Consider the following 20,121-nt stretch of genomic DNA (forward strand, 5'->3'; position numbering starts at 1 on the left):
AGCCCAAGCGTGTGCGGGCCGTCACGTCACGACGACGCCCGCTCCACCAGCTCCGTCGGCAGCACCACCTGGTGCCGGTCCAGGCCCCGGGAGGCCGCCGGGCGGCGGTCCGCGATCTCGGTCAGCAGGAGGTCTATCATCGCGCGGCCCATCTCCTCGATGGGCTGGCGGACGCTGGTGAGCGGCGGCTCCATGTGGCGGGCGATGGCCGAGTCGTCGTAGCCGACCAGTGCCACGTCGTCCGGGATGCTGCGGCCCGCCTCGCGCAGTACCTGGCGAGCGCCGGCCGCGGTGACGTCCGAACCGGCGAAGACCGCGTCCAGGTCGGGGCGGCGGCGCAGCAGTTCCGCCATGGCGCGGCGGCCGCCCTCCTCGGTGAAGTCGCCCGCCTCGATCAGCTGCTCGTCCTCCGCGTGGCCGGCGTCGCGCAGGGCCGCGCGGTAGCCGTCGACGCGCCGCTGGGCGCCGTAGACGTCGAGGCGGCCGGTGATGTGCGCGATGCTGCGGCATCCGCGGGAGAGCAGGTGCTCGACGGCGGAGCGGGCGCCGCCGAAGTTGTCCGAGTCCACCGACGCGAGCGTCTCCGCGGCCGAGCGCGGGCCGCTGATCACCGCCGGGATCTCCAGCTGGGACAGCATGTCGGGCAGCGGGTCGTCGGCGTGCACGGAGACCAGCAGGACGCCGTCCACGCGGTGCGCGGCCAGGTACTGGGCGAGGCGGCGCCGTTCGCGGTCGCTGCCCGCGAAGATCAGCAGCAGCTGCATCTCGGTTTCGGACAGCTCCGCGCCGACACCCTTGAGCATGTCCGAGAAGTACGGTTCCGCGAAGAAGCGGGTCTCCGGTTCGGGCACGACCAGCGCGATCGCGTCCGTGCGGTTGGCGGCCAGCGCGCGGGCCGCCGTGTTCGGGACGTAGCCGAGTTCCGCCACCGCCGCCTCGACCGCCGCCCGGGTCGCGTCGCTCACCCGGGGCGAGCCGTTGATCACCCGGGACACCGTGCCGCGGCCGACGCCCGCCCGTGCCGCCACCTCTTCGAGGGTGGGCCGGCCACCGCTCCGCCCACGCGCTCCGTGGCCTGCCATCGGCTCCGCCTCCCGTCGACACCCCCGCACTCTGCGGCTGGCCTGGAATTTAACAGGCCGGTCGGGTGTAATGACCGGCTCCGGACCGCCGCCCGCCGTACGGAGGGCCTTCCGCGCCGTTCCCGGCGTCCAGTTAACAGGCAGATAACTGAACGCAGTTCGTCGCGTCCGTTCCCTTGACACCCCCGCCCGGACCCGCGACTCTTCAAGACATCACTTGTGGGAGCGCTCCCACACTACCTGGCACTTACACATCCCGCACGTTCCCCGCCCGAGCCGCAGCGACGAACGAACGACATGAAGCAGCGGGTCCAACCATGGAGTTGGCCGGGGGGTCGGCACGTCAGGGCAACAGGAGGACGCAATGCGAGCAGCACGCAGAGGATCGGCCCGCAGGGCGGTGGTCGTGGCGGCCATCGCGTCGCTGGGCGCCGGGCTGCTGGCCGGCTGCGCCGACGACGGCACGGACGAGGACAGCACGTCGTCGGGCGACAGCAGCGGCAAGACCACCATCACCCTCGGCCTGTTCGGCACCATGGGCTTCAAGGAGGCCGGGCTCTACGAGGAGTACGAGAAGCTCAACCCGGACATCAACATCGAGGAGACGGTCACCGAGCGGAACGAGAACTACTACCCCGCTCTGGTCAACCACCTCACCACCGAGAGCGGCCTCCAGGACATCCAGGCCATCGAGGTCGGCAACATCGCCGAGGTCGTCGAGACCCAGGCCGACAAGTTCGTCGACATGGCCAAGGTCGAGGGTGTGCAGCCCAGCAGCTGGCTGGACTGGAAGTGGAAGCAGGGCGTCACCAAGGACGGCAAGGCGGTCGGTCTCGGCACCGACATCGGCCCGATGGCCATCTGCTACCGCAAGGACCTCTTCGAGAAGGCCGGCCTGCCGACCGACCGCGACGAGGTCAGCGCGCTGTGGGCGGGCGACTGGAACAAGTTCATCGAGGCCGGCGAGAAGTACAAGGAGGGCGCCGGCGAGGACACCTACTTCATGGACTCGCCCGGCGGTCTGATCAACGCCATCCTCAGCAGTGAGGAGGAGAAGTTCTACGACGCCTCCGGCAAGGTCATCTACAAGACCAACCCCGCCGTGAAGAAGGCCTTCGACCTGACCGCCGAGGCCGCCGAGAAGGACCTGGTCCAGGCGCAGACCCAGTTCCAGCCGGCCTGGGAACAGACCATCTCCAACAACCTCTTCGCCACCGTCGCCTGCCCGCCGTGGATGCTCGGCACCATCAAGGGCAAGTCCCAGCCCGAGGCGGCCGGCCAGTGGGACGTGGCCCAGGCGCCGAAGTCCGGCAACTGGGGCGGCTCCTTCCTGGGTGTGCCGAAGAGCGGCAAGAACGTCGAGGAGGCGCAGAAGTTCGTCGCCTGGCTGACCGCGCCGGAGCAGCAGGCCAAGCTGTTCGCCGTGCAGGGCAGCTTCCCGAGCGCGCCGGCCGCGTACAAGCTGCCGCAGGTGACGGACGCCAAGAACGAGATGACCGGTGACGCGCCGATCGGTGAGCTCTTCGCCAAGGCCGCCGAGTCCATCCCGGCGCAGGTGATCGGCCCGAAGGACCAGATCATCCAGCAGGGTCTGACCGACAACGGCGTCATCCTCGTCACCCAGGGCAAGTCGCCCGAGGAGGCCTGGGAGAACGCCACCAAGACCATCGACAACAACCTGGAGAAGTGACCGGAATGACCACCCGGCACGACACCGCCGCGCCCCCCGCGAAGGGGGGCGCGGCCCCGGGCCGAGGGCCCGGTGGCGCGGCCTCCCCCGGGCAGGCGAGGAAGCGGGCCCGGCTCTCCCGCCGCTGGCAGCGTGACCTGCGCTGGAGCCCGTACGCGTTCGTCTCCCCGTTCTTCCTGCTGTTCGCGGCCTTCGGCCTGTTCCCGCTGCTCTACACCGGCTGGGCCTCGCTGCACACGGTGGAGCTGACCGCACCCACCGAGATGGAGTGGGCGGGCCTGGACAACTTCACCAGGATCTTCGACGACGACTTCTTCTGGAACGCCGCGCAGAACACGCTGACCATCGGCATCATCTCCACGGTGCCGCAGCTGCTGATGGCGATGGGCCTAGCGCACATCCTCAACTACAAGCTGCGCGGCTCCACGTTCTACCGCGTCGTGATGCTCGCGCCGTACGCGACGTCGATCGCCGCCGCCTCGCTGGTCTTCGTCCTGCTCTTCGGCCGCGACTACGGCATGATCAACTGGGCCCTCGACCTGGTCGGCCTGGACAAGGTCGACTGGCAGAGCGACAAGTGGCCGTCCCAGATAGCCGTCTCGTCGATCGTCATCTGGCGGTGGACCGGCTACAACGCGCTGATCTACCTGGCGGCGATGCAGGCGATCCCGCAGGACCTGTACGAGTCGGCGGCGCTGGACGGTGCGAGCCGGTGGCGGCAGTTCATCCACGTCACGCTGCCCCAGCTGCGTCCCACGATCCTCTTCACGGTCGTCGTGTCGACCATCGGCGCCTCGCAGCTGTTCGGCGAGCCGCTGCTGTTCGACGCCAACAAGGGCGCCTCCGGCGGCTCCCAGCACCAGTTCCAGACGCTCGGCCTGTACCTGTACGAGCAGGGCTGGATCAACCAGCACCTGGGCCGCGCCTCCGCGATCGCCTGGACGATGTTCCTGATCCTCATCGTGATCGGGCTCGTCAACTACGTCATCTCGCGCCGGCTGCGCGCCAGTAGTTAAGGAGAACCGGCCGTGACGACGACCCTGACCAAACCCCCGGCCGAGCCGGTGCCCGAGCCGCCCCGGCGGGGCCGGCGCCGGCCGAAGTCGGCCCGCGCCGGCGGACAGATGCACGCCGGCCCCGTCGCGTACATCATCCTCGCCCTGTTCACCGTCGGCTCGCTGTTCCCGCTGGTGTGGACGGCGATCGCCGCCTCCCGGGACAACCAGCGCCTGGCCCAGACGCCGCCGCCGTTCTGGTTCGGCGGCAACCTCTTCGACAAGATCGAGATCGCCTGGACCGACGCCAACATGGGCGAGGCGATCCTCAACACCACGATCGTGGCGGGCATCTCGGCGGTCACCGTCGTCTTCCTGTCGACGATCGCCGGCTTCGCCTTCGCCAAGCTGAAGTTCCGGGGCCGCAACGCGCTGATGCTGATCGTGGTCGGCACGATGATGATCCCGCCGCAGCTGAGCATCATCCCGCTGTACATGATGGTGGCCAAGCTGGACTGGACCGACCAGCTCCAGGCGGTGATCTTCCCGTCGCTGGTCAGCGCGTTCGGTGTGTTCTTCATGCGCCAGTACCTGTTGCAGGCGCTGCCGGACGAGATCATCGAGGCCGCCCGCGTGGACGGCGCGAGCAGCTGGCGCGTGGTGTGGCACGTGGTCTTCCCGGCGGCCCGGCCCGCGATGGCCGTCCTCGGCATGCTGATCTTCGTGCAGGTGTGGAACGACTTCCTGTGGCCGTTCCTCGTGCTGACGCAGAACGGCAACCCGACCGTGCAGGTGGCGGTGGCGGGCCTCGGCCGCGGCTTCACCCCGGACCAGGCCCTGATCATGGGCGGCGCGCTGCTCGGCACGCTGCCCCTGCTGCTGGTCTTCGCGATCTTCGGCAAGCAGATCGTGGGCGGCATCATGCAGGGCGCCGTCAAGGGCTGACACCCGTCCGTCCGCCAAGGGCTGACACCGTCCCGGGGGCCGGGCCACCGCCGTCCCGGCCCCGCCTTCCCCCCTCGTACTTCCACCCGTCGGTCTTCCGTCCGTCTGGATTTCGACCCGTCGGCCTTCCACCCGCCGGTCTTCCACGACCCGGACGACCCGCCACCACCCCTCTATGGGAGCGCTTCCATGCTTGAGTCCGAAACGCCGGTGACCCCGGTGACCTTCCCCCCTGCCTTCCTCTGGGGCGCCGCCACCTCGGCGTACCAGATCGAAGGAGCGGTACGGGAGGACGGCCGCACCCCCTCGATCTGGGACACCTTCAGCCACACCCCGGGGAAGACGGCCGGCGGCGACACCGGTGACATCGCTGTCGACCACTACCACCGCTACCGCGACGACGTGGCGCTGATGAAGGAGCTGGGTCTCGGCGCCTACCGCTTCTCCATCTCCTGGCCCCGGGTGCAGCCGACCGGCCGCGGCCCCGCCGTCCAGCGCGGCCTGGACTTCTACCGCCGTCTGGTGGACGAGCTGCTGGCCGCCGGGATCAAGCCGGCCGTCACCCTCTACCACTGGGACCTGCCGCAGGAGCTGGAGGACGCCGGCGGCTGGCCCGAGCGGGACACGGCGTACCGGTTCGCCGAGTACGCGCAGATCGTCGGCGAGGCGCTCGGCGACCGCGTGGAGCAGTGGATCACGCTCAACGAGCCGTGGTGCGCAGCCTTCCTCGGTTACGCCTCCGGCGTGCACGCTCCCGGCCGCACCGACCCGGCGGCCGCGCTGCGCGCCGCGCACCACCAGAACCTGGCGCACGGCCTGGGCACCGTGGCCCTGCGTTCGGTGATGCCGGCCCGCAACTCGGTGGCGATCAGCCTCAACACCTCCGTGGTCCGGCCGCTGTCGCAGAGCCCGGCGGACCTGGCGGCCGCGCAGAAGATCGACGATCTGTCCGGCGGCATCTTCCACGGCCCGATCCTGCACGGCGCCTACCCGCGGACCCTGCTGGAGGCGACGGCACCGGTCACCGACTGGTCGTTCGTCCAGGACGGCGACCTGGGGCAGATCCGCCAGCCCATCGACGCCATCTGCCTCAACTACTACACGCCCACCGTCGTCTCGGCCGCCGACGCCGACTCGCGCGCCCCGCGCGCCGACGGCCACGGCGAGAGCGACCACTCCCCCTGGCCCGCCGCGGACGACGTGGCGTTCCACCAGCCGCCGGGCGAGCGTACGGAGATGGGCTGGAGCGTCGACCCGACCGGCCTGCACGAGCTGATCATGCGCTACCACCGGGAGGCGCCCGGCCTGCCGCTGTACATCAGCGAGAACGGCGCCGCCTACGACGACAAGCCCGGCGCCGACGGCACGGTGCACGACCCGGAGCGGGTCGCCTACCTGGACGGCCACCTCAGGGCCGTCCGCCGGGCCATCGCGGACGGCGCCGACGTGCGCGGCTACTACCTGTGGTCCCTGCTGGACAACTTCGAGTGGGCGTACGGCTACGAGAAGCGGTTCGGCGCGGTGTACGTCGACTACGTCTCCCAGCAGCGCACACCCAAGTCGAGCGCCCTGTGGTACGGGCGGGCGGCCCGCACGGGGGCGCTGCCGCCGGTGGAGTCGGCCGAGTAGGCCACTGCCCGGAGAACAACGGGGGCGCGGCGCCTTACGGGGGGATGCCGCGCCCTTTGTCCGGGGTGGGCTCACATGGGAGCTCTGGGCCGGTTGGGGGAGCCGGTCAGCCGGGGACCGCGGCGGCGCCGTACGTTCCCCCGGTGCCCGCTGCGCCGCTCCGGCGCCGCCCGCCCGTCCAGCTGGATCCAGATCCGCACCTCGGTGCCGCCCAGCACGGAGGAACCGATCCGTACGTCGCCGCCGGTCGACTCCGCCAGCCGGCGCACGATGTCCAGGCCGAGGCCGGTCGACCCGTCGCTGCCCGAACCCCGGCCGCGGGCCATCGCCCCCTCCGGGTCGGATATGCCGGGGCCCGCGTCCGACACGAGGACGATCACCGCGTCCTCGCCGTTGTGCAGGTCGACCGCGAAGGCCGTGCCCTCGGCGGTGTGCCGGAAGACGTTGCCGAGCAGGGCGTCCAGGGAGGCGGCCAGGTCGGCGCGGGCCACGGGTATCCGCACCGGCCGGTCGGCGCCGGCCACCCGCCATTTGCGGCCCTCGTCCTCGGCGAGCGCGGACCAGAAGACCATCCGCTCCCGGACCACCTCCGCCGCGTCGCACCCGGCGCCGGGACCGGCCGCGGCCGTCTGCGGCTTGGCGTCCCGGGCGGTGCGGATGATCGTGTCGACCTCGCGCTCCAGCTGCTCGACGGCGGCCCGGGTCTGGTCGGCGGCCGGCCCGTCGCCGAGCGAGGCCGCGTTGAGCCGCAGCACGGTCAGCGGGGTGCGCAGGCGGTGGGACAGGTCGGCGGCCAGCTCCCGTTCGTTGGCCAGCAGCTGGACCACCTGGTCGGCCATGGAGTTGAACGCGACGGCCGCGAGCCGCAGTTCGTTGGGCCCCTCCTCCGGCACCCGCGCGCCGAGCTTCCCCTCCCCCAGTTCGTGCGCGCCCTCGACCAGGCGCTGCGCGGGCTGCACCATCCGTACGCCCAGCCGGTCGGCGACCGCGACCGAGCCGACGATCAGGGCGGCGCCGACGGCGGCCAGCACCGCCCAGGCCGTGCCGACGCCGTTGGTGACCTCGGACTCGGGGACGTACACCTCGACGACGGCGATCTCGCCGGAGCTGAGCGCGACCGGCTGGAGCAGGGTGGAACCGCCCTCGACCTCCGTGGTGGAGGCGCGGCCCATCTCGCGCACGGCGGCGATGTCCTGGTCGGTGGCGCGCTGCCGGCCGATGTCGGTGGCGTCGGTCCGCGCGTCGAGTCCCGGTATGTGCACGGCCATTCCGGCGTCGGACCCCGCGGAGGCGACGACGCGCTCCAGCTGGTCGCGGTCGGTGGTGATGGACAGCGCGGGCGCGACGGCGGCGGCCTCGCGCTCGGCGTTGGAGAAGGCGCGGTCGCGGGCCATCTCGCGGATGACGAGTCCGAGCGGGACCGCGAAGGCGACCACGACCATCGCGGTGACCGCCAGCGACACCTTGACCAGGGCCCACCTCATCGTGGCGGCTCCGCACCGGGAGACGGGACGGCGGGCGGCTCCAGCTTCACGCCGACACCGCGCAGGGTGTGCAGATAGCGGGGCCGGGCCGCCGTCTCGCCCAGCTTGCGCCGCAGCCAGGACAGATGGACGTCGATGGTCTGGTCGTCGCCGTAGGACTGCTGCCAGACCTCGGCGAGCAGCTCCTTGCGCGGGACGACGACTCCCGGCCGTCCGGCCAGGAAGGCGAGCAGGTCGAACTCCCGGCGGGTCAGGTCGAGCCGGGCGCCGTCCAACTCGGCCTGCCGGCGCAGGGGGTCGACGGTGAGTCCGCCGACCCGGAGCACGGTCTCCGGCGCCGCCTCCGCGGGACCGGACCGGGCCCGGCGCAGTACGGCCGCCATCCGGGCCGACAGGTGCTCCACGGAGAACGGCTTGGTGAGGTAGTCGTCCGCGCCCGCGTTCAACAGCCGTACGACCTCCGCCTCGTCGTCCCGGGCGGTGGCGACGATCACGGGCACGTCGGTGATGCCGCGCAGCATCTTCAGCGCCTCGGAGCCGTCCAGGTCCGGCAGTCCGAGGTCCAGGATCACCACGTCGAAGCGGAAATGGGCGACCTCGCGCAGCGCCTCCAGTGCCGTACCGACGCTGCGCACGGTGTGCGAGGCGTCGGTCAGATGCCGGATGAGCGCCGAGCGTACGAACTGGTCGTCCTCGACCACGAGCACACTTGCCATGGGCGGCACCGTACGCCATGCGGAGAAGCCCGGTGCGGGCCTGTGGACAACTCCGCCCGGGCCCGCGTCACAGCACGTTCGCGCGACACGCGTGGGGCGTGTGAGGCAGTATGGCCGCGATGCGCAGAGGACTCGTCCACGTGATCGCCTGGCTGCTCGCCACCGGCGCCGCGGTCACCCTGTCGTGGTGGGGCGTCCACACGGTGATGGCGGGCACGGCCTACGACGCCCCCCGCGCGCTGCCCATCACGGCCGCCGACGCGAACGTCCGGGACGGGGAGGACGACGACGGCGAGGGTGACGGCGGGGACTCCCTGGCGTCGTCCACCAGCCGGCCGTCGCCCTCGCCGTCGGTCAGCGCGTCGCCGACGCCGAGCGGAACGCCCCGCGAGCCCGGCCCCGCCCCGTCGCGGACCGCGCCGGCCGCCACGCCGCCCGAGGAGCCGACGAGCCCCGCGCCCGCGACGTCCGGCCGGGTCAGGAGCTACGACACCGACGGGGGCCGGGCGGTCTTCGACCTCGGCACGTCGTCCGCGTCCCTGGTGTCGGCGACGCCGGGGGCGGGCTGGTCGATGCAGGTGTGGAAGACGGAGTCGTGGATCCGGGTGCAGTTCACCTCGGGCGCGGACCGGGTGTCGGTCTTCTGCACGTGGCACGACGGGCCGCCGAGGGTGGAGATCGGCAGCTACTGAAGGGCCTTTCGGCGCCTGTCCGGCCGGTTGGGCCGGTTCACTTGAACACGGAGTCCGGCGGGGCGGGCGAGTCCACCGCCGCCGCGTCCGTCACGGGTGCGGCGCCGCCGGTGAAGTCCCTCAGCGCGCGGCCGTGTTCCACGCGCGCGGTGTGCGGGTCGGAGGCGGCCCGCCGGGTGAGTTCGGCGACCGGCAGCGGGTGGTCGGCGGCGACGAGGACCGCGTTGCCGAAGCGTCTGCCGCGCAGGACGGCCGGGTCGGCGACGAGGGCGAGTTCGGGGAAGCGGGCGGCGGCGGTGGCGATCTGGCCGCGCAGGTGTGTGAGCGGCGGGCCGTCGGCGATGTTGGCGACGTAGACCCCGCCGGGCGCGAGCGCGCGGCGGACCTCGTCGAGGAACTCGGCGGACGTCAGGTGGGCCGGTGTGCGGGCCCCGCCGAACACGTCCGCGACGACCAGGTCCGCCCAGCCGTCGGGCACCTTGGCCAGCCCGGCGCGGGCGTCGGTGGAACGCACCCGGATCCGGGCGCCGGGGTCCAGTGGCAGCTCGCGGCGGACCAGCTGGACGAGACCGGCGTCGCGCTCGACGACCTGCTGGGTGGAGCGGGGGCGGGTGGCGGCGACGTAGCGGGCGAGGGTGAACGCGCCGCCGCCGAGGTGCACGGCGTGCACGGGTCTGCCGGGCGGGGCTGCCAGGTCGATGACGTGGCCGATACGGCGCTGGTACTCGAAGGACAGGTGCGCCGGGTCGTCGAGGTCGACGTGCGACTGCGGGGCGCCGTCGATCAGCAGCGTCCAGGCCCGGGGCCGCTCCCGGTCGGGGACCAGTTCGGCGCGCCCGCCGTCGACGTCCTCGACGACGGCTTCGACGACCGCGCGCCCTCGGCGGGTGTTCCTGGACCTTCCCATCGGCCCATTATCGGACGACGCGGGAGCGGGCCGGCGTCCGGCCGCGCGTGCGCCGGGCGAGGGCTGCCGTGGGTTCCGCTCAGCGGCAGCTGTCCGCGGCCTCGATCAGCCGGGCCGCCTCGCCCAGCGCGGCCCGCAGTACGGCGGGGTCGGTGGCCAGGTCCGCCTCACCGGGCGGCAGCAGCCAGTCCGAGCCCTCCACCGGAGGCTCCAGGACCGCGGCGAGGCGCAGTCCGCGGCCGTCCGTCTCCGTGCAGGTGCTGCCGGGTACGTCCCAGGCGGCGGCCGTGCCCGACGGCACCAGGAAGCCCAGGGTGTCGCAGCCGTCGTCGTGGATCACGGGGCCCACCCCGTCACCGGTGCCCCGTCTGAGGATGTCGACCGCCTCCAGGCCCTGCCGGGTCGGCACGGTGACGACGTCGCAGGCATCGCAGGCGGGTTCGCTGATCCGTCTGGTATCCATCCCGGCCTCCACCACGGAACTCCTCCTTGGACGAGCGGGTCGGGAGTCGGGGGCCTCCCGGTCCACCTGGTTCAACGCGGCGGAACGTCAACGGCTACGGCGCAAGTCAGCCGCAAAGGATGGCACTTCATGGCAGATCGTGGATGAGATATCCGGTTTGTAGCCAAACACCGCGTGGCCGTTCCGTCACAGCCGGTACGTTCTTGCTCGCCGGGAACAGGGCCGACGAACGGAGGAACGACCGCGCGTCGCCTGCCGCCCCGGCATGGTTCGACGGTTCGCACGAGAGGACCCGGCCATGGCGTCGTCAACGGTGACTTCCGACCGGCCCGACCGGCCATCGCGGCCCAACCTCGCCTTCCGGCGGCTGCGCGGGAAGCGCTCGCCGGCCGAGTTCGCGGCGGCGGTGCGCCGGGCCGCGCGCGAGATCGGCGAACGGGTCAGCTGTGACGCGCGCTACGTCGGGCGGGTCGAGGCGGGCGAGATCCGCTGCCCCAACTACGCGTACGAGCGGGTGTTCCTGCACATGTTCCCCGGCCGCACGCTCACCGACCTGGGGTTCGCGCCCCGCTCGTCGGTACGCGGGCGCCGGGCGCGCGCCGCGAGTGAGACGCGGGGGGCGCGGGAGCCGTATGACACGGAGGAGACGCGGGACACGCAGGACCGGCAGTACCCGTACGACACGCACGACAACAACGAGGAGAGCGACGTGCTGCGTCGCGCATTCATGACGAGCGGTGCCACGGTGGCCGCCGCCTCGCTGGGCCCCCTGGGGCTCGCCCACGACGCCGCGGCGGCCGGACGCCCCCCGCGCAGGGCCGGGGCGGGTCACGCGGGCGCGCTGGAAGAAGCCGTCCGCCGGATCAGGCTGCTCGACGACCGGCACGGCGCGGACGGCCTCTACCGGCGCGCGGCGGCCCCGCTGCGCACGGCGTACGCGCTGCTGGACGCCGGCGCGACCCGGCAGACGACGGCGGACCGGCTGTACGCGGGCGCGGGGGAGCTGGCGATCTCCGTGGGCTGGCTGGCGCACGACTCCGGGCGCTTCGACGACGCGCGCTCCCACTACGCGGAGGCCCTCGCCACCTCACGCATGACCGGCGATCCCGCGCTGGAGGCCCACGCCTTCTGCAACATGGCGTTCCTGGCCCGTGACGCCGGGCGTCCGCGCGAGGCGGTCCGGGCGGCCCAGGCCGCGCAGCGCGCCGCCCGCCCGCTGGGCTCGGCCCGGCTGATGTCGCTGCTCGCGCTGCGCGAGGCGGGCGGCTGGGCGGGGCTCGCCGACCGGGTGGGCTGCGAGCAGGCGCTGGCCCGGGCGCAGGCGCTGTTCGGGCGGGGCGACTCGGACGCCGACCCGGAGTGGATGAGTTTCTACGGCGAGGCGGAACTGGAAGGCCTGGAGGCCCAGTGCTGGTCGACCCTGGGCGACTGGCCCCGGGCGGCCCGGCACGCACGCCGGGCGGCCGGGCTGCAGGACCCGCACTTCACCCGGAACCTCGCGCTGTACTCGGCGGAACTCGCCGACGACCTGGCCCGCGGCGGCCGTCCCGACGAGGCGGCCGGGGCGGGGCTGCGGGTCCTGGACCTCTTGGGCGAGGTCCAGTCCTCCCGCATCCACACGATGCTGGCGGGCACGGCCCGGGTACTGCTCCCGCACCGGCGGGCGTCGGGGGTGTCGGCCTTCCTGGACCGCCACGGGGCGCTGCCGCGGTCCGCTTGAGCGAGACCCGCGTGAGCCCGGCCTGTGGTGAGCGTGGCCCGCGCCGGTAAGGCTCCCGTCGGTGCGACCCACTCCCGCGCGGCCAGCGCCGGGCATGGCCCGGGTACTGCTCCCACCGGCGGGCGTCGGGGGTGTCGGCCTTCCTGGACCGCCACGGGGCGCTGCCGCGGTCCGCTTGAGCGAGACCCGCGTGAGCGCGGCCCGCGTCGGTGCGGCCAGCGTCGAGTACGGCCCGGCGGGTGGGTGTCGCAGCCCGGCGTCGCGCGGTGGCGCTGTGCGCGCCCGCTCAGCCCGCCAGGTGTCCCAAGTCGTTCCAGCTCTCCAGAGCCGGTTCCCCGTACGCCCACCCCAGCACCGACAGCGATGTCGGGTTCAGCCGTATCCGGGCCGCGAAGTCCAGCGGCAGGCCCAGCCACCGCGCGCCGATCGACCGCAGGATGTGCCCGTGGGCGAAGACCAGGACGTCCCGGTCCGCCTCCCGCGCCCAGGCGACGACCTCGTCCGCACGCGCGGTGACGTCCGCGAGGCTCTCCCCCTGCGGCACCCCGTCCCGCCAGATCAGCCAACCGGGCCGGACGGCCTGGATCTCGGCCGGCGTCATGCCCTCGTACGCCCCGTAGTCCCACTCCATCAGCGTGTCCCAGGTCCCGGCCCGCTCGCCGAAGCCGGCGAGTTCGCAGGTCTCACGCGCGCGGGAGAGCGGACTGGTGCGCACCTCGACGCCGGGCAGTCCCTCCAGCGGAGCCCGGTGCAGCCGCTCGCCGAGCAGTTTCGCGCCGCGCCGGCCCTCCTCGAGGAGCGGCACATCGGTCCTGCCGGTGTGCTTGCCGGACAGCGACCACTCGGTCTGTCCGTGCCGGGCCAGCAGGATGCGCGGTGCCATGAAGGGGGCCTTTCCGGGAGAAATGTCTGAGCGGACACCTCCATCATCGCGCACGCCCCGTACGGGCAACCCGGGGGGCGATGCCCGCGTCTATCAGGGCCGAGGGCGCTCCGTGAAGCGGGCGCGCGCAGGCCGTAGAGTGGCACGTCCGTGTCAACGAGGCGCAAGCGAGAACGAAGGGGGAGGGCGATCGGATTGCCGCACACCGAGGCACCGGGCACCGAGGCGACCCCGGCGACCCCGAAAACTCGGCTGCGCTGGTGGACCGAGCTGCCGCTCATCCTCCTGGTCTACGCCTGCTACTCCGCGGGCCGTCTCCTCGTGCGGGGCGACGTCTCCGACGCCGTCGACCACGGCCTGGCCATCCTGCGCATAGAGAAGGCGCTGTACCTCAACGCGGAGCACCCGCTCAACCGTCTCTTCACCAGCGAGCCCTGGATCGGCATTCCGGCGGACTTCTGGTACGCGTCGCTGCACTACCTGGTCACCCCGGCGCTCCTGGTCTGGATCTTCCGCTCCCGCGCGGTGCGCTACCGGGCCGCCCGGACCTGGCTGATGACGTCCACGTTCATCGGTCTCATCGGCTTCACGCTCCTGCCGACCTGCCCGCCCCGGCTGCTGGAGGCGAGCCACGGGTTCGTCGACACGATGGCCCAGTACAGCTCGTACGGCTGGTGGGGCGGCGAGGCGAGCGCGCCGCGCGGTCTGGGCGGGATGACCAACCAGTACGCGGCCATGCCGAGCCTGCACGTGGGCTGGTCGCTGTGGTGCGGGGTGATGCTGTGGCGCCACGGCGGCACGCGCGCGGCCAAGGTGGCCGGCGTCGTCTATCCGCTGGTGACCACGATCGTGGTGATGGGCACCGCCAACCACTACTTCCTCGACGCGGTCGCGGGCGCTGCCGTGATGGGCGCGGGGCTGCTGCTGACGCCGTTCGTGATGCGGACCTCGGACCGGGCGCGGGCCCTGTTCGCGGCACGCTTCGCGACGCGCACCGGGGCCGGCTCGGCGGCCGCGCCCGACGCGCCCGGCTCTGCCGACGCACCGGTCACCGAGGGCGCGGGTTCCCCGATTGTCAGTGGTGGATGCCAGACTTCCGCGGGTGAGCGATTTCCACGGCAGCGCGAGCAGCGGCCGGCACGAGGAGCCGAGCCGGACCCCTCCCCCTCGGACGCGGGGGACGAGACTCCGGCACCGGCTCGCTGAGCTGCGCGGCCCGGACGTACCGGCCAAGGCGCTCGACGCACGGGCGCTGGCCGCCCTCGCCGCCAACCCGGGGTGCCGGCGGCGGGCGATCCTCGACGGTGCCGGGGTGGACAAGGCCTCGCTGGCGAGCGCGCTGGGGTCGCCGTCGGTCTTCGGGCAGTCGCAGTTCGCGTTCACGCGCGGCAACGCCTTCGAGGCGCGGGTCAAGGCGGACGGCGGCGCCGAGCTGCTGCGGCTGGTGCACGAGAAGCTCGACCGGGGCGCCGAGCCGCCCGCCGGCGCGCACGTGCCCGACCTGTCCGCGACCGGCCCCGAGGGCCGCGCCGCCCGTACGGCGCTGGCGCTGCGGGAGGCTACCGCCGGTTCGGTCGGCACGCCCGGCCTTCCCGGCACGTGGACACTCCTCGACCACCCGATGCTCGCCCTGGACGTCGCCGGCTCCCCCGCCTTCCTGGAGCCGGACGCCGTGGTGGTGCATCCGGACGGCAGCTGGACGGTCGTGGAGATCAAGTCCTTCCCCATGCTGGACGGCTCCGCCGATCCGGCGAAGGTGGGCGCCGCCGCGCGGCAGGCCGCGGTGTACGTGCTGGCCCTGGAGCGGGTCGCCGCCCGGCTGGACCCCGCCCCGCGCGTGCGCCACCGTGTCCTCCTGGTCTGCCCGAAGGACTTCTCCAACCTGCCCACCGCCTCCGCCGTCGACGTGCGCAAGCAGCGCGCGGTCACCGGCCGGCAGCTGGCCCGGCTGACCCGCATCGAGGACATCGCGGACACGCTGCCCGAGGGCGTCTGCTTCTCCCCCGGGCTGCCGGCCGAGAAGCTGACGGCCGCCGTGGAGGCGGTCCCGGCGACGTACGCGCCCGAGTGCCTGTCCGCCTGCGAGCTGGCCTTCCACTGCCGGGCCCGGTCCCGTGAGGCCGGCGCGGTGACGTCGCTGGGCCGCCCGGTGCGGGCGGAGCTGGGCGGTCTGTCGACGGTCGAGGACGTGCTGGCGGCGGCCCGCGGCGAGGCCGGTGACCCGGACGACCCGGCGGTGGCCGCGCTGCGCAGGGCGGCGGAGCTGCGGTCGGAGGCCCTCGCGGCGGCCGGCGCCGGGACGCGGGAGGCGGCCCCGTGTCTCTGATCACCACCCTCGCCCGGCTGGAGGCCGTGCGCACCGGCCGCGCCCAGCCGGCCGCCACCGTCCGGCACCGGCACCTGTCCGACCGTCCGCTGGTCTTCGTGCCGCTGATCACCGCCGGTGAGGCCGGTGCCCCGCTCGGCGCCCTGGTCGGCGCCGACCGGGACGCGCCACACCTGCTGGTCGTGGCGCAGCCCCGCGACCGCGACCTGCGGTTCGCGTTCCTCGCCGAGCTGGCCGGCATCGTGCTGCCGCACGTCGAGGCGTACGCGGACAGCGTCGAGGCCGCCGAGCGCACCGAGACCGACCCGGAGACGGGCAAGCGGGTCAAGGTCGAGGTCGACCTGTGCGCGGACGCCGCGCAGCTGATCGTGCCGTCCCGCGCGGGCGTCGACTTCGTACGGCTGCTGGGCCGGTCGATGCGGTTCCGGCGTACGGCGGAGCAGGACCCCGAGACTCCGCACCCCGCGCCGCCGAGGGTGCCGCTGCTCGGCCGCTGGCTGACCCACTACGGCGAGCGGGCCCGGGTCCCCGGCTCCTCCCTGCTCCTCGCCATGACCGATCTGCTGGGCCGGCACTGGGCGACCGGCCAGTCCACGCTGGAGGACCAGCACCTGGGCGCGCTGCTCGCCTGGATCGCCCCGGACGGGGCGGGACGGACCGGCGCGGAGGCCGCCCGCCGGGCCGAGCTGGCCCGCGACGCCGACGGTCAGCTGCTGTGCCCGCCCGCGGGCCCGGCCACCGACCCGGCCTTCGACAACAAGCTGCTCGCCCCCGCCATCGAGCGCTACGACCGGGCCCGCACCGCGCTCGCCGCCGCCGAGGACGGTGTGGAGGCCGACGACCGGCTCGGTGCGCTCACCGCCGCCGAGCGGGAGATCCGCACGCTCGTCGAGAGCCGCACGCGGCCCACCTGGGACGCGGTGTGGCGGGGCCTGGACCTGCTGCGGGAGCTGCCGGCCGGCGCGCATGTCGAGGACCGGTGGACCCGCGACCGCTGGTCCTTCACCTCCCACCGCGACCGCATCCTGTCCGGCGAGCCCCCGCAGCCGCGCCGCGACGACGCGGTGACCGCGGCCAACAAGCTCGCCACGCGGGAGCGGGAGCAGGCCCGGCTGGAGGCCCAGGAGGCCCTGGACGATCCGCTGGTGATGGCCGGGCGGCGGCTGGCCGGGGAGGCGTTCGCCGGGGAGGTCACCGACGTCGTGATGGCGTACAGCGAGAGCAAGCGGCCGAGCCCGCGCCCGCTGGTGACGGTCCGCACGGACGACCGGCCGCACCTGGGCGAGCGTGTGAAGGTCTACCGGTCGCTGGGCGGCAAGCCGCAGACGGCCGAGTTCGTCGAGCAGGAGGAAGAGGGGGTCCTCGTGCTGCGTGTCGTGGACAAGATGGGGCGGGGCCGGGAGCCCGAGGCCGGTTCGGTGCCGGAGAAGGGCGACCGGGTCTGCTTCACCCTCTTCGAGCACGAGCAGCGGGGCGGGGCGAAGCTGCCCGACCCGGACCAGACCCCGTGGACGCACGGCGGGCCGCCCGGTGAGGCGGCCGCGGTGCCGGAAGCCGCGGACGCCCAGACGGAGGAGGACGTCCTGTGACCGCCGACACGGCCACCGCCCCCGCCGTCGCCCCGGCCTTCGACCCGGGTGCCGAGGCCGCCCGCGCGACCGCCGCGATCCTCCACGACACGCTGCACGGCACCGAGCGCGGCGTCGTCGTCGACTCCCCGCCCGGCGCCGGCAAGTCCACGCTCGTCGTGCGGGCCGCGTTGGAACTGGCGGAGGCGGGCCGCCCGCTGATGGTCGTGGCGCAGACCAACGCCCAGGTCGACGACCTCGTCCTGCGCCTCGCCGAGAAGAACCCGGACCTGCCGGTGGGCCGCCTGCACAGCAGCGACGCCGACCCGTACGACAAAGCGCTCGACGGCTTGGACAACGTACGCAAGTCGGCGAAGGCCGCCGATCTCGCCGGGCAGGCCGTCGTGCTGTCGACGGCGGCGAAGTGGGCGCACGTCAAGGTGGACGAGCCGTGGCGGCACGCGATCGTCGACGAGGCGTACCAGATGCGCTCCGACTCGCTGCTGGCGGTCGCCGGGCTGTTCGAGCGGGCGCTGTTCGTGGGCGACCCCGGTCAGCTGGACCCGTTCGCGACGGTCGGCAGTGAGCAGTGGGCGGGCCTGTCCTACGACCCGTCCGCCTCGGCCGTGACGACGCTGCTGGCCCACAATCCGGCCCTGCCGCAGCACCGGCTGCCGGTGTCGTGGCGGCTCCCGGCGTCGGCGGCGCCGCTGGTCTCCGACGCGTTCTACCCGTTCACGCCGTTCCGCAGCGGCACCGGTCACGGCGACCGGAGTCTCGCCTTCTCCGTCCCCTCGGACGGCTCGGGTCCCGACCAGGTGATCGACGAGGCCGCCCGCTCGGGCTGGGGCCTGCTGGAGCTGCCCGCGCGGCACACGCCGCGCACCGACCCGGAGGCGGTGCGGGCGGTGGCGGAGGTGGTCCGGCGGCTCCTCGACCGGGAGGGCGCGGCGACGTCCGAACGCGCGCCGGATCCCGTTCCCCTGACCGCCGGCCGCGTCGCCGTCGGCACGGCGCACCGCGACCAGGCGGCGGCGGTACGGGCGGCGCTGGCCGGCCTCGGGGTGACCGAGGTGACCGTCGACACGGCGAACCGGCTCCAGGGCCGCGAGTACGACGTGACGGTCGTCCTGCACCCGCTCTCGGGCCGCCCCGACGCCACCGCCTTCCACCTGGAGACCGGCCGCCTGTGCGTCCTGACCTCCCGGCACCGGCACGCGTGCGTCGTGGTGTGCCGGGAAGGGGTCGGCGAGCTGCTGGACGACTACCCGTCGACGGAGCCGGTCCAGCTGGGCACGCTGGTGAAGTTTCCGGACGGGTGGGAGGCGAACCACGCGGTGCTGGCGCACCTGGCGGAACACCGGGTGCCCTGGCGGGTCTGACCCCCGGAGGCGTCGTTTCCCTTAGGGCTAAGATTTCAACACCGAACACATGCCGCGAGGGGAAGACATGGCTCAGGGCAGGGCGGCGAAGCGGCCGGACGCCGTTGCGGGGATCGTCGAGGACTGGGCCCGGGAGCGGCCCGAGCTGGACACGTCGCCGTTGGAGGTGCTGGCCCGGCTGCACCGGTCGTACCTGCAGTACCAGTCGCGGATGACCTCGCGGCTCGACGAGCACGGCGTGTCCGTCGCCGGGTTCGACGTGCTCACCGCGCTGCGCCGGGCCGGCGCCCCGTACCGGCTGACCGCCGGGCAGCTCGCGGACTCCGGGCTGATCTCCTCGGCCGGAGTGACCCTGCGGCTGGACCGGCTGGAGAAAGACGGTCTGCTGGTGCGCGAGCGCGACGCCGGTGACCGGCGCGTGGTGTACTCGCGGCTCACCGAGGCCGGGCTGGCGAAGGTGGACGAGGTGTTCGCCGAGCACCTGGAGAACGAGCGCCGGATGCTCGGCGGGCTCTCACCCGCCGAGCGCCGTCAGCTGGGCCGGCTGCTGGGGAAGCTGGAGCGGTCCATCGTGGACTCCGACGATCTCCCGGCTCAGCGCGCCGCGACCGGCTGAGCCTTCGACTGCCGGCCGGCCTGGGCCTGGTAGAGGCGCCGCAGGCGGACCACGCCCAGGTCGTGCTGGTAGAGGTTCTCCCGCTGGTCGGCGTCGGCGGGCATGGCTTCGAGGATGACCCGGTCCTGCTCCAGGACCTCCCAGTGACGGGCCTCGATGAGCGTCTTGTAGAGGAACCGCCAGGTGTCGCGCTGCCAGTCGCTCACCTTGCGGTAGCGCCAGAAGAAGACGCCGGTGCGGCCCGCGTCGACGGGGCAGGCCATGCCGACGATGCCGAAGGGGCCGCCGGGGCCGGCCGACGGCGGGTAGGGGATGGACAGGTCCACCCAGTCGACGCCGGTGTGGCACAGCTCCACCCAGTCGAAGTTGACGCCCCGCTGGTCGGTCTTCTCGAAGAAGTAGCCCCGCTCGGTCTCCCGGATGCGGAACTTGGCCGTCGTGTCCCCGGCGAACATCGTGTGCGACTCGGAGTGCAGGAACGCGCCGTGCATCGGGTCGAGCAGGTTCTCCATGGCGAACCGCCACGGCACGTTCCACTCGGCGTAGCAGAGGAAGGCGGAGATCTCGTCGTCGGCGAGCGGCTCGGGGAGGGTCAGTTCCACCGGCTCCGGGTGCTCCTCGTCGCCGAAGTAGGCGAGGATCGCGCCGCCGACCTCGCGGACGGGCAGCGAGGTGACGAGGGTCTTGCCCTCCAGGTTGCAGCCGGGCAGGCCGGGGACGGAGGTGACCGTGCCGCCGCCGTCGATCTCGACGCCGTGGTACCAGCAGGCGACCCGGTCGCCGAGGTGCTTGCCGAGGGAGAGGGGCGCGCCGCGGTGGGGGCAGCGGTCGGCGAGCATGGAGAGGCCGCCGTCGGACTTGCGGAAGAGCAGCCAGTTCTCGCCGAGGGCGGTCACCCTGCGCATGCCGCCGGGCTCGACGAAGCTCGACGGTACGACGGGGTGCCACTGGTTGCGCAGGCCGTGGGCGTAGATGTGGTCGGCGGTGTCGCGGGTGGAGAGAGTGGTGGAGTGGGTCGTCATG

Annotated in this window: 18 protein-coding genes; 11 read left to right on the plus strand and 7 right to left on the minus strand. The window is 73.4% G+C overall.

Annotated elements, in window-relative coordinates:
* Positions 1-26 precede the first annotated feature (26 nt).
* A complete protein-coding gene (locus AMK11_RS04830; RefSeq protein WP_073723326.1) occupies positions 27-1,082 on the minus strand; it encodes a LacI family DNA-binding transcriptional regulator in 1,056 nt (351 codons plus the stop codon).
* A 364-nt stretch (positions 1,083-1,446) separates the two neighbouring features.
* Between AMK11_RS04830 and AMK11_RS04835 the strand changes: the two genes are divergently transcribed.
* From AMK11_RS04835 to AMK11_RS04850, 4 genes are all read left to right on the plus strand, one after another.
* Positions 1,447-2,772, plus strand: coding sequence for an ABC transporter substrate-binding protein (locus AMK11_RS04835; RefSeq protein ID WP_073723328.1), 1,326 nt, complete (start codon positions 1,447-1,449; stop codon positions 2,770-2,772).
* Between the two features lie 5 nt (positions 2,773-2,777).
* The gene (locus AMK11_RS04840) at positions 2,778-3,788 is read left to right on the plus strand and encodes a carbohydrate ABC transporter permease (protein ID WP_073723330.1); all 1,011 of its coding nucleotides are present in this window, start codon (positions 2,778-2,780) and stop codon (positions 3,786-3,788) included.
* A 12-nt stretch (positions 3,789-3,800) separates the two neighbouring features.
* Positions 3,801-4,712, plus strand: coding sequence for a carbohydrate ABC transporter permease (locus AMK11_RS04845; protein WP_073723332.1), 912 nt, complete (start codon positions 3,801-3,803; stop codon positions 4,710-4,712).
* Between the two features lie 189 nt (positions 4,713-4,901).
* Positions 4,902-6,341, plus strand: a complete 1,440-nt coding sequence (locus AMK11_RS04850) for a GH1 family beta-glucosidase (RefSeq protein ID WP_073723334.1) — start codon at positions 4,902-4,904, stop codon at positions 6,339-6,341.
* Between the two features lie 71 nt (positions 6,342-6,412).
* On the opposite strand, the gene AMK11_RS04855 is transcribed toward AMK11_RS04850, so the two are convergent.
* Both AMK11_RS04855 and AMK11_RS04860 read right to left on the minus strand, forming a co-directional pair.
* On the minus strand, positions 6,413-7,825 hold the full coding sequence (locus AMK11_RS04855) for a sensor histidine kinase (RefSeq protein ID WP_073723336.1): 1,413 nt from the start codon (positions 7,823-7,825) through the stop codon (positions 6,413-6,415).
* A complete protein-coding gene (locus AMK11_RS04860; protein WP_073723338.1) occupies positions 7,822-8,541 on the minus strand; it encodes a response regulator transcription factor in 720 nt (239 codons plus the stop codon). Before AMK11_RS04860 ends, AMK11_RS04855 begins: the two co-directional genes overlap by 4 nt.
* A gap of 119 nt (positions 8,542-8,660) precedes the next feature.
* Between AMK11_RS04860 and AMK11_RS04865 the strand changes: the two genes are divergently transcribed.
* Positions 8,661-9,233, plus strand: a complete 573-nt coding sequence (locus tag AMK11_RS04865; protein ID WP_073723972.1) for a hypothetical protein — start codon at positions 8,661-8,663, stop codon at positions 9,231-9,233.
* Positions 9,234-9,270: 37 nt separating this feature from the next.
* Here AMK11_RS04865 and AMK11_RS04870 read toward each other — a convergent pair whose 3' ends face one another.
* Together AMK11_RS04870 and AMK11_RS04875 are read right to left on the minus strand one after the other, a co-directional pair.
* The gene (locus tag AMK11_RS04870; protein WP_073723340.1) at positions 9,271-10,140 is read right to left on the minus strand and encodes a spermidine synthase; all 870 of its coding nucleotides are present in this window, start codon (positions 10,138-10,140) and stop codon (positions 9,271-9,273) included.
* Between the two features lie 79 nt (positions 10,141-10,219).
* On the minus strand, positions 10,220-10,603 hold the full coding sequence (locus AMK11_RS04875; RefSeq protein WP_073723974.1) for a hypothetical protein: 384 nt from the start codon (positions 10,601-10,603) through the stop codon (positions 10,220-10,222).
* 298 nt (positions 10,604-10,901) lie between these two features.
* Here AMK11_RS04875 and AMK11_RS04880 point away from each other — a divergent pair, with 298 nt between their 5' ends.
* Entirely contained in the window at positions 10,902-12,323 is a 1,422-nt protein-coding gene (locus AMK11_RS04880) for a hypothetical protein (protein ID WP_073723342.1), read from the plus strand.
* A gap of 286 nt (positions 12,324-12,609) precedes the next feature.
* On the opposite strand, the gene AMK11_RS04885 is transcribed toward AMK11_RS04880, so the two are convergent.
* Positions 12,610-13,206: a histidine phosphatase family protein gene (locus AMK11_RS04885; protein WP_073723344.1), complete on the minus strand. Its 597-nt coding sequence runs from the start codon at positions 13,204-13,206 to the stop codon at positions 12,610-12,612.
* Between the two features lie 195 nt (positions 13,207-13,401).
* On the opposite strand from AMK11_RS04885, the gene AMK11_RS04890 reads away from it, so the two are divergent.
* The 5 genes from AMK11_RS04890 to AMK11_RS04910 all read left to right on the plus strand — a co-directional run bounded on the left by AMK11_RS04890 (position 13,402) and on the right by AMK11_RS04910 (position 19,098).
* Positions 13,402-14,412, plus strand: a complete 1,011-nt coding sequence (locus AMK11_RS04890) for a phosphatase PAP2 family protein (protein WP_073723346.1) — start codon at positions 13,402-13,404, stop codon at positions 14,410-14,412.
* Positions 14,309-15,532, plus strand: a complete 1,224-nt coding sequence (locus tag AMK11_RS04895) for a hypothetical protein (RefSeq protein WP_443333921.1) — start codon at positions 14,309-14,311, stop codon at positions 15,530-15,532. The genes AMK11_RS04890 and AMK11_RS04895 overlap by 104 nt, the downstream gene beginning before the upstream one ends.
* Positions 15,523-17,121, plus strand: coding sequence for a hypothetical protein (locus AMK11_RS04900; RefSeq protein ID WP_073723348.1), 1,599 nt, complete (start codon positions 15,523-15,525; stop codon positions 17,119-17,121). Before AMK11_RS04895 ends, AMK11_RS04900 begins: the two co-directional genes overlap by 10 nt.
* A complete protein-coding gene (locus tag AMK11_RS04905) occupies positions 17,118-18,482 on the plus strand; it encodes an AAA family ATPase (protein ID WP_073723350.1) in 1,365 nt (454 codons plus the stop codon). The genes AMK11_RS04900 and AMK11_RS04905 overlap by 4 nt, the downstream gene beginning before the upstream one ends.
* Before the next feature lie 67 nt (positions 18,483-18,549).
* On the plus strand, positions 18,550-19,098 hold the full coding sequence (locus AMK11_RS04910; RefSeq protein WP_073723352.1) for a MarR family winged helix-turn-helix transcriptional regulator: 549 nt from the start codon (positions 18,550-18,552) through the stop codon (positions 19,096-19,098).
* On the opposite strand, the gene AMK11_RS04915 is transcribed toward AMK11_RS04910, so the two are convergent.
* A complete protein-coding gene (locus AMK11_RS04915) occupies positions 19,077-20,120 on the minus strand; it encodes an aromatic ring-hydroxylating oxygenase subunit alpha (protein WP_073723354.1) in 1,044 nt (347 codons plus the stop codon). The genes AMK11_RS04910 and AMK11_RS04915 overlap by 22 nt on opposite strands.
* Position 20,121: the final 1 nt, after the last annotated feature.

Source organism: Streptomyces sp. CB02414, from assembly GCF_001905385.1.
Lineage (GTDB): Bacteria > Actinomycetota > Actinomycetes > Streptomycetales > Streptomycetaceae > Streptomyces.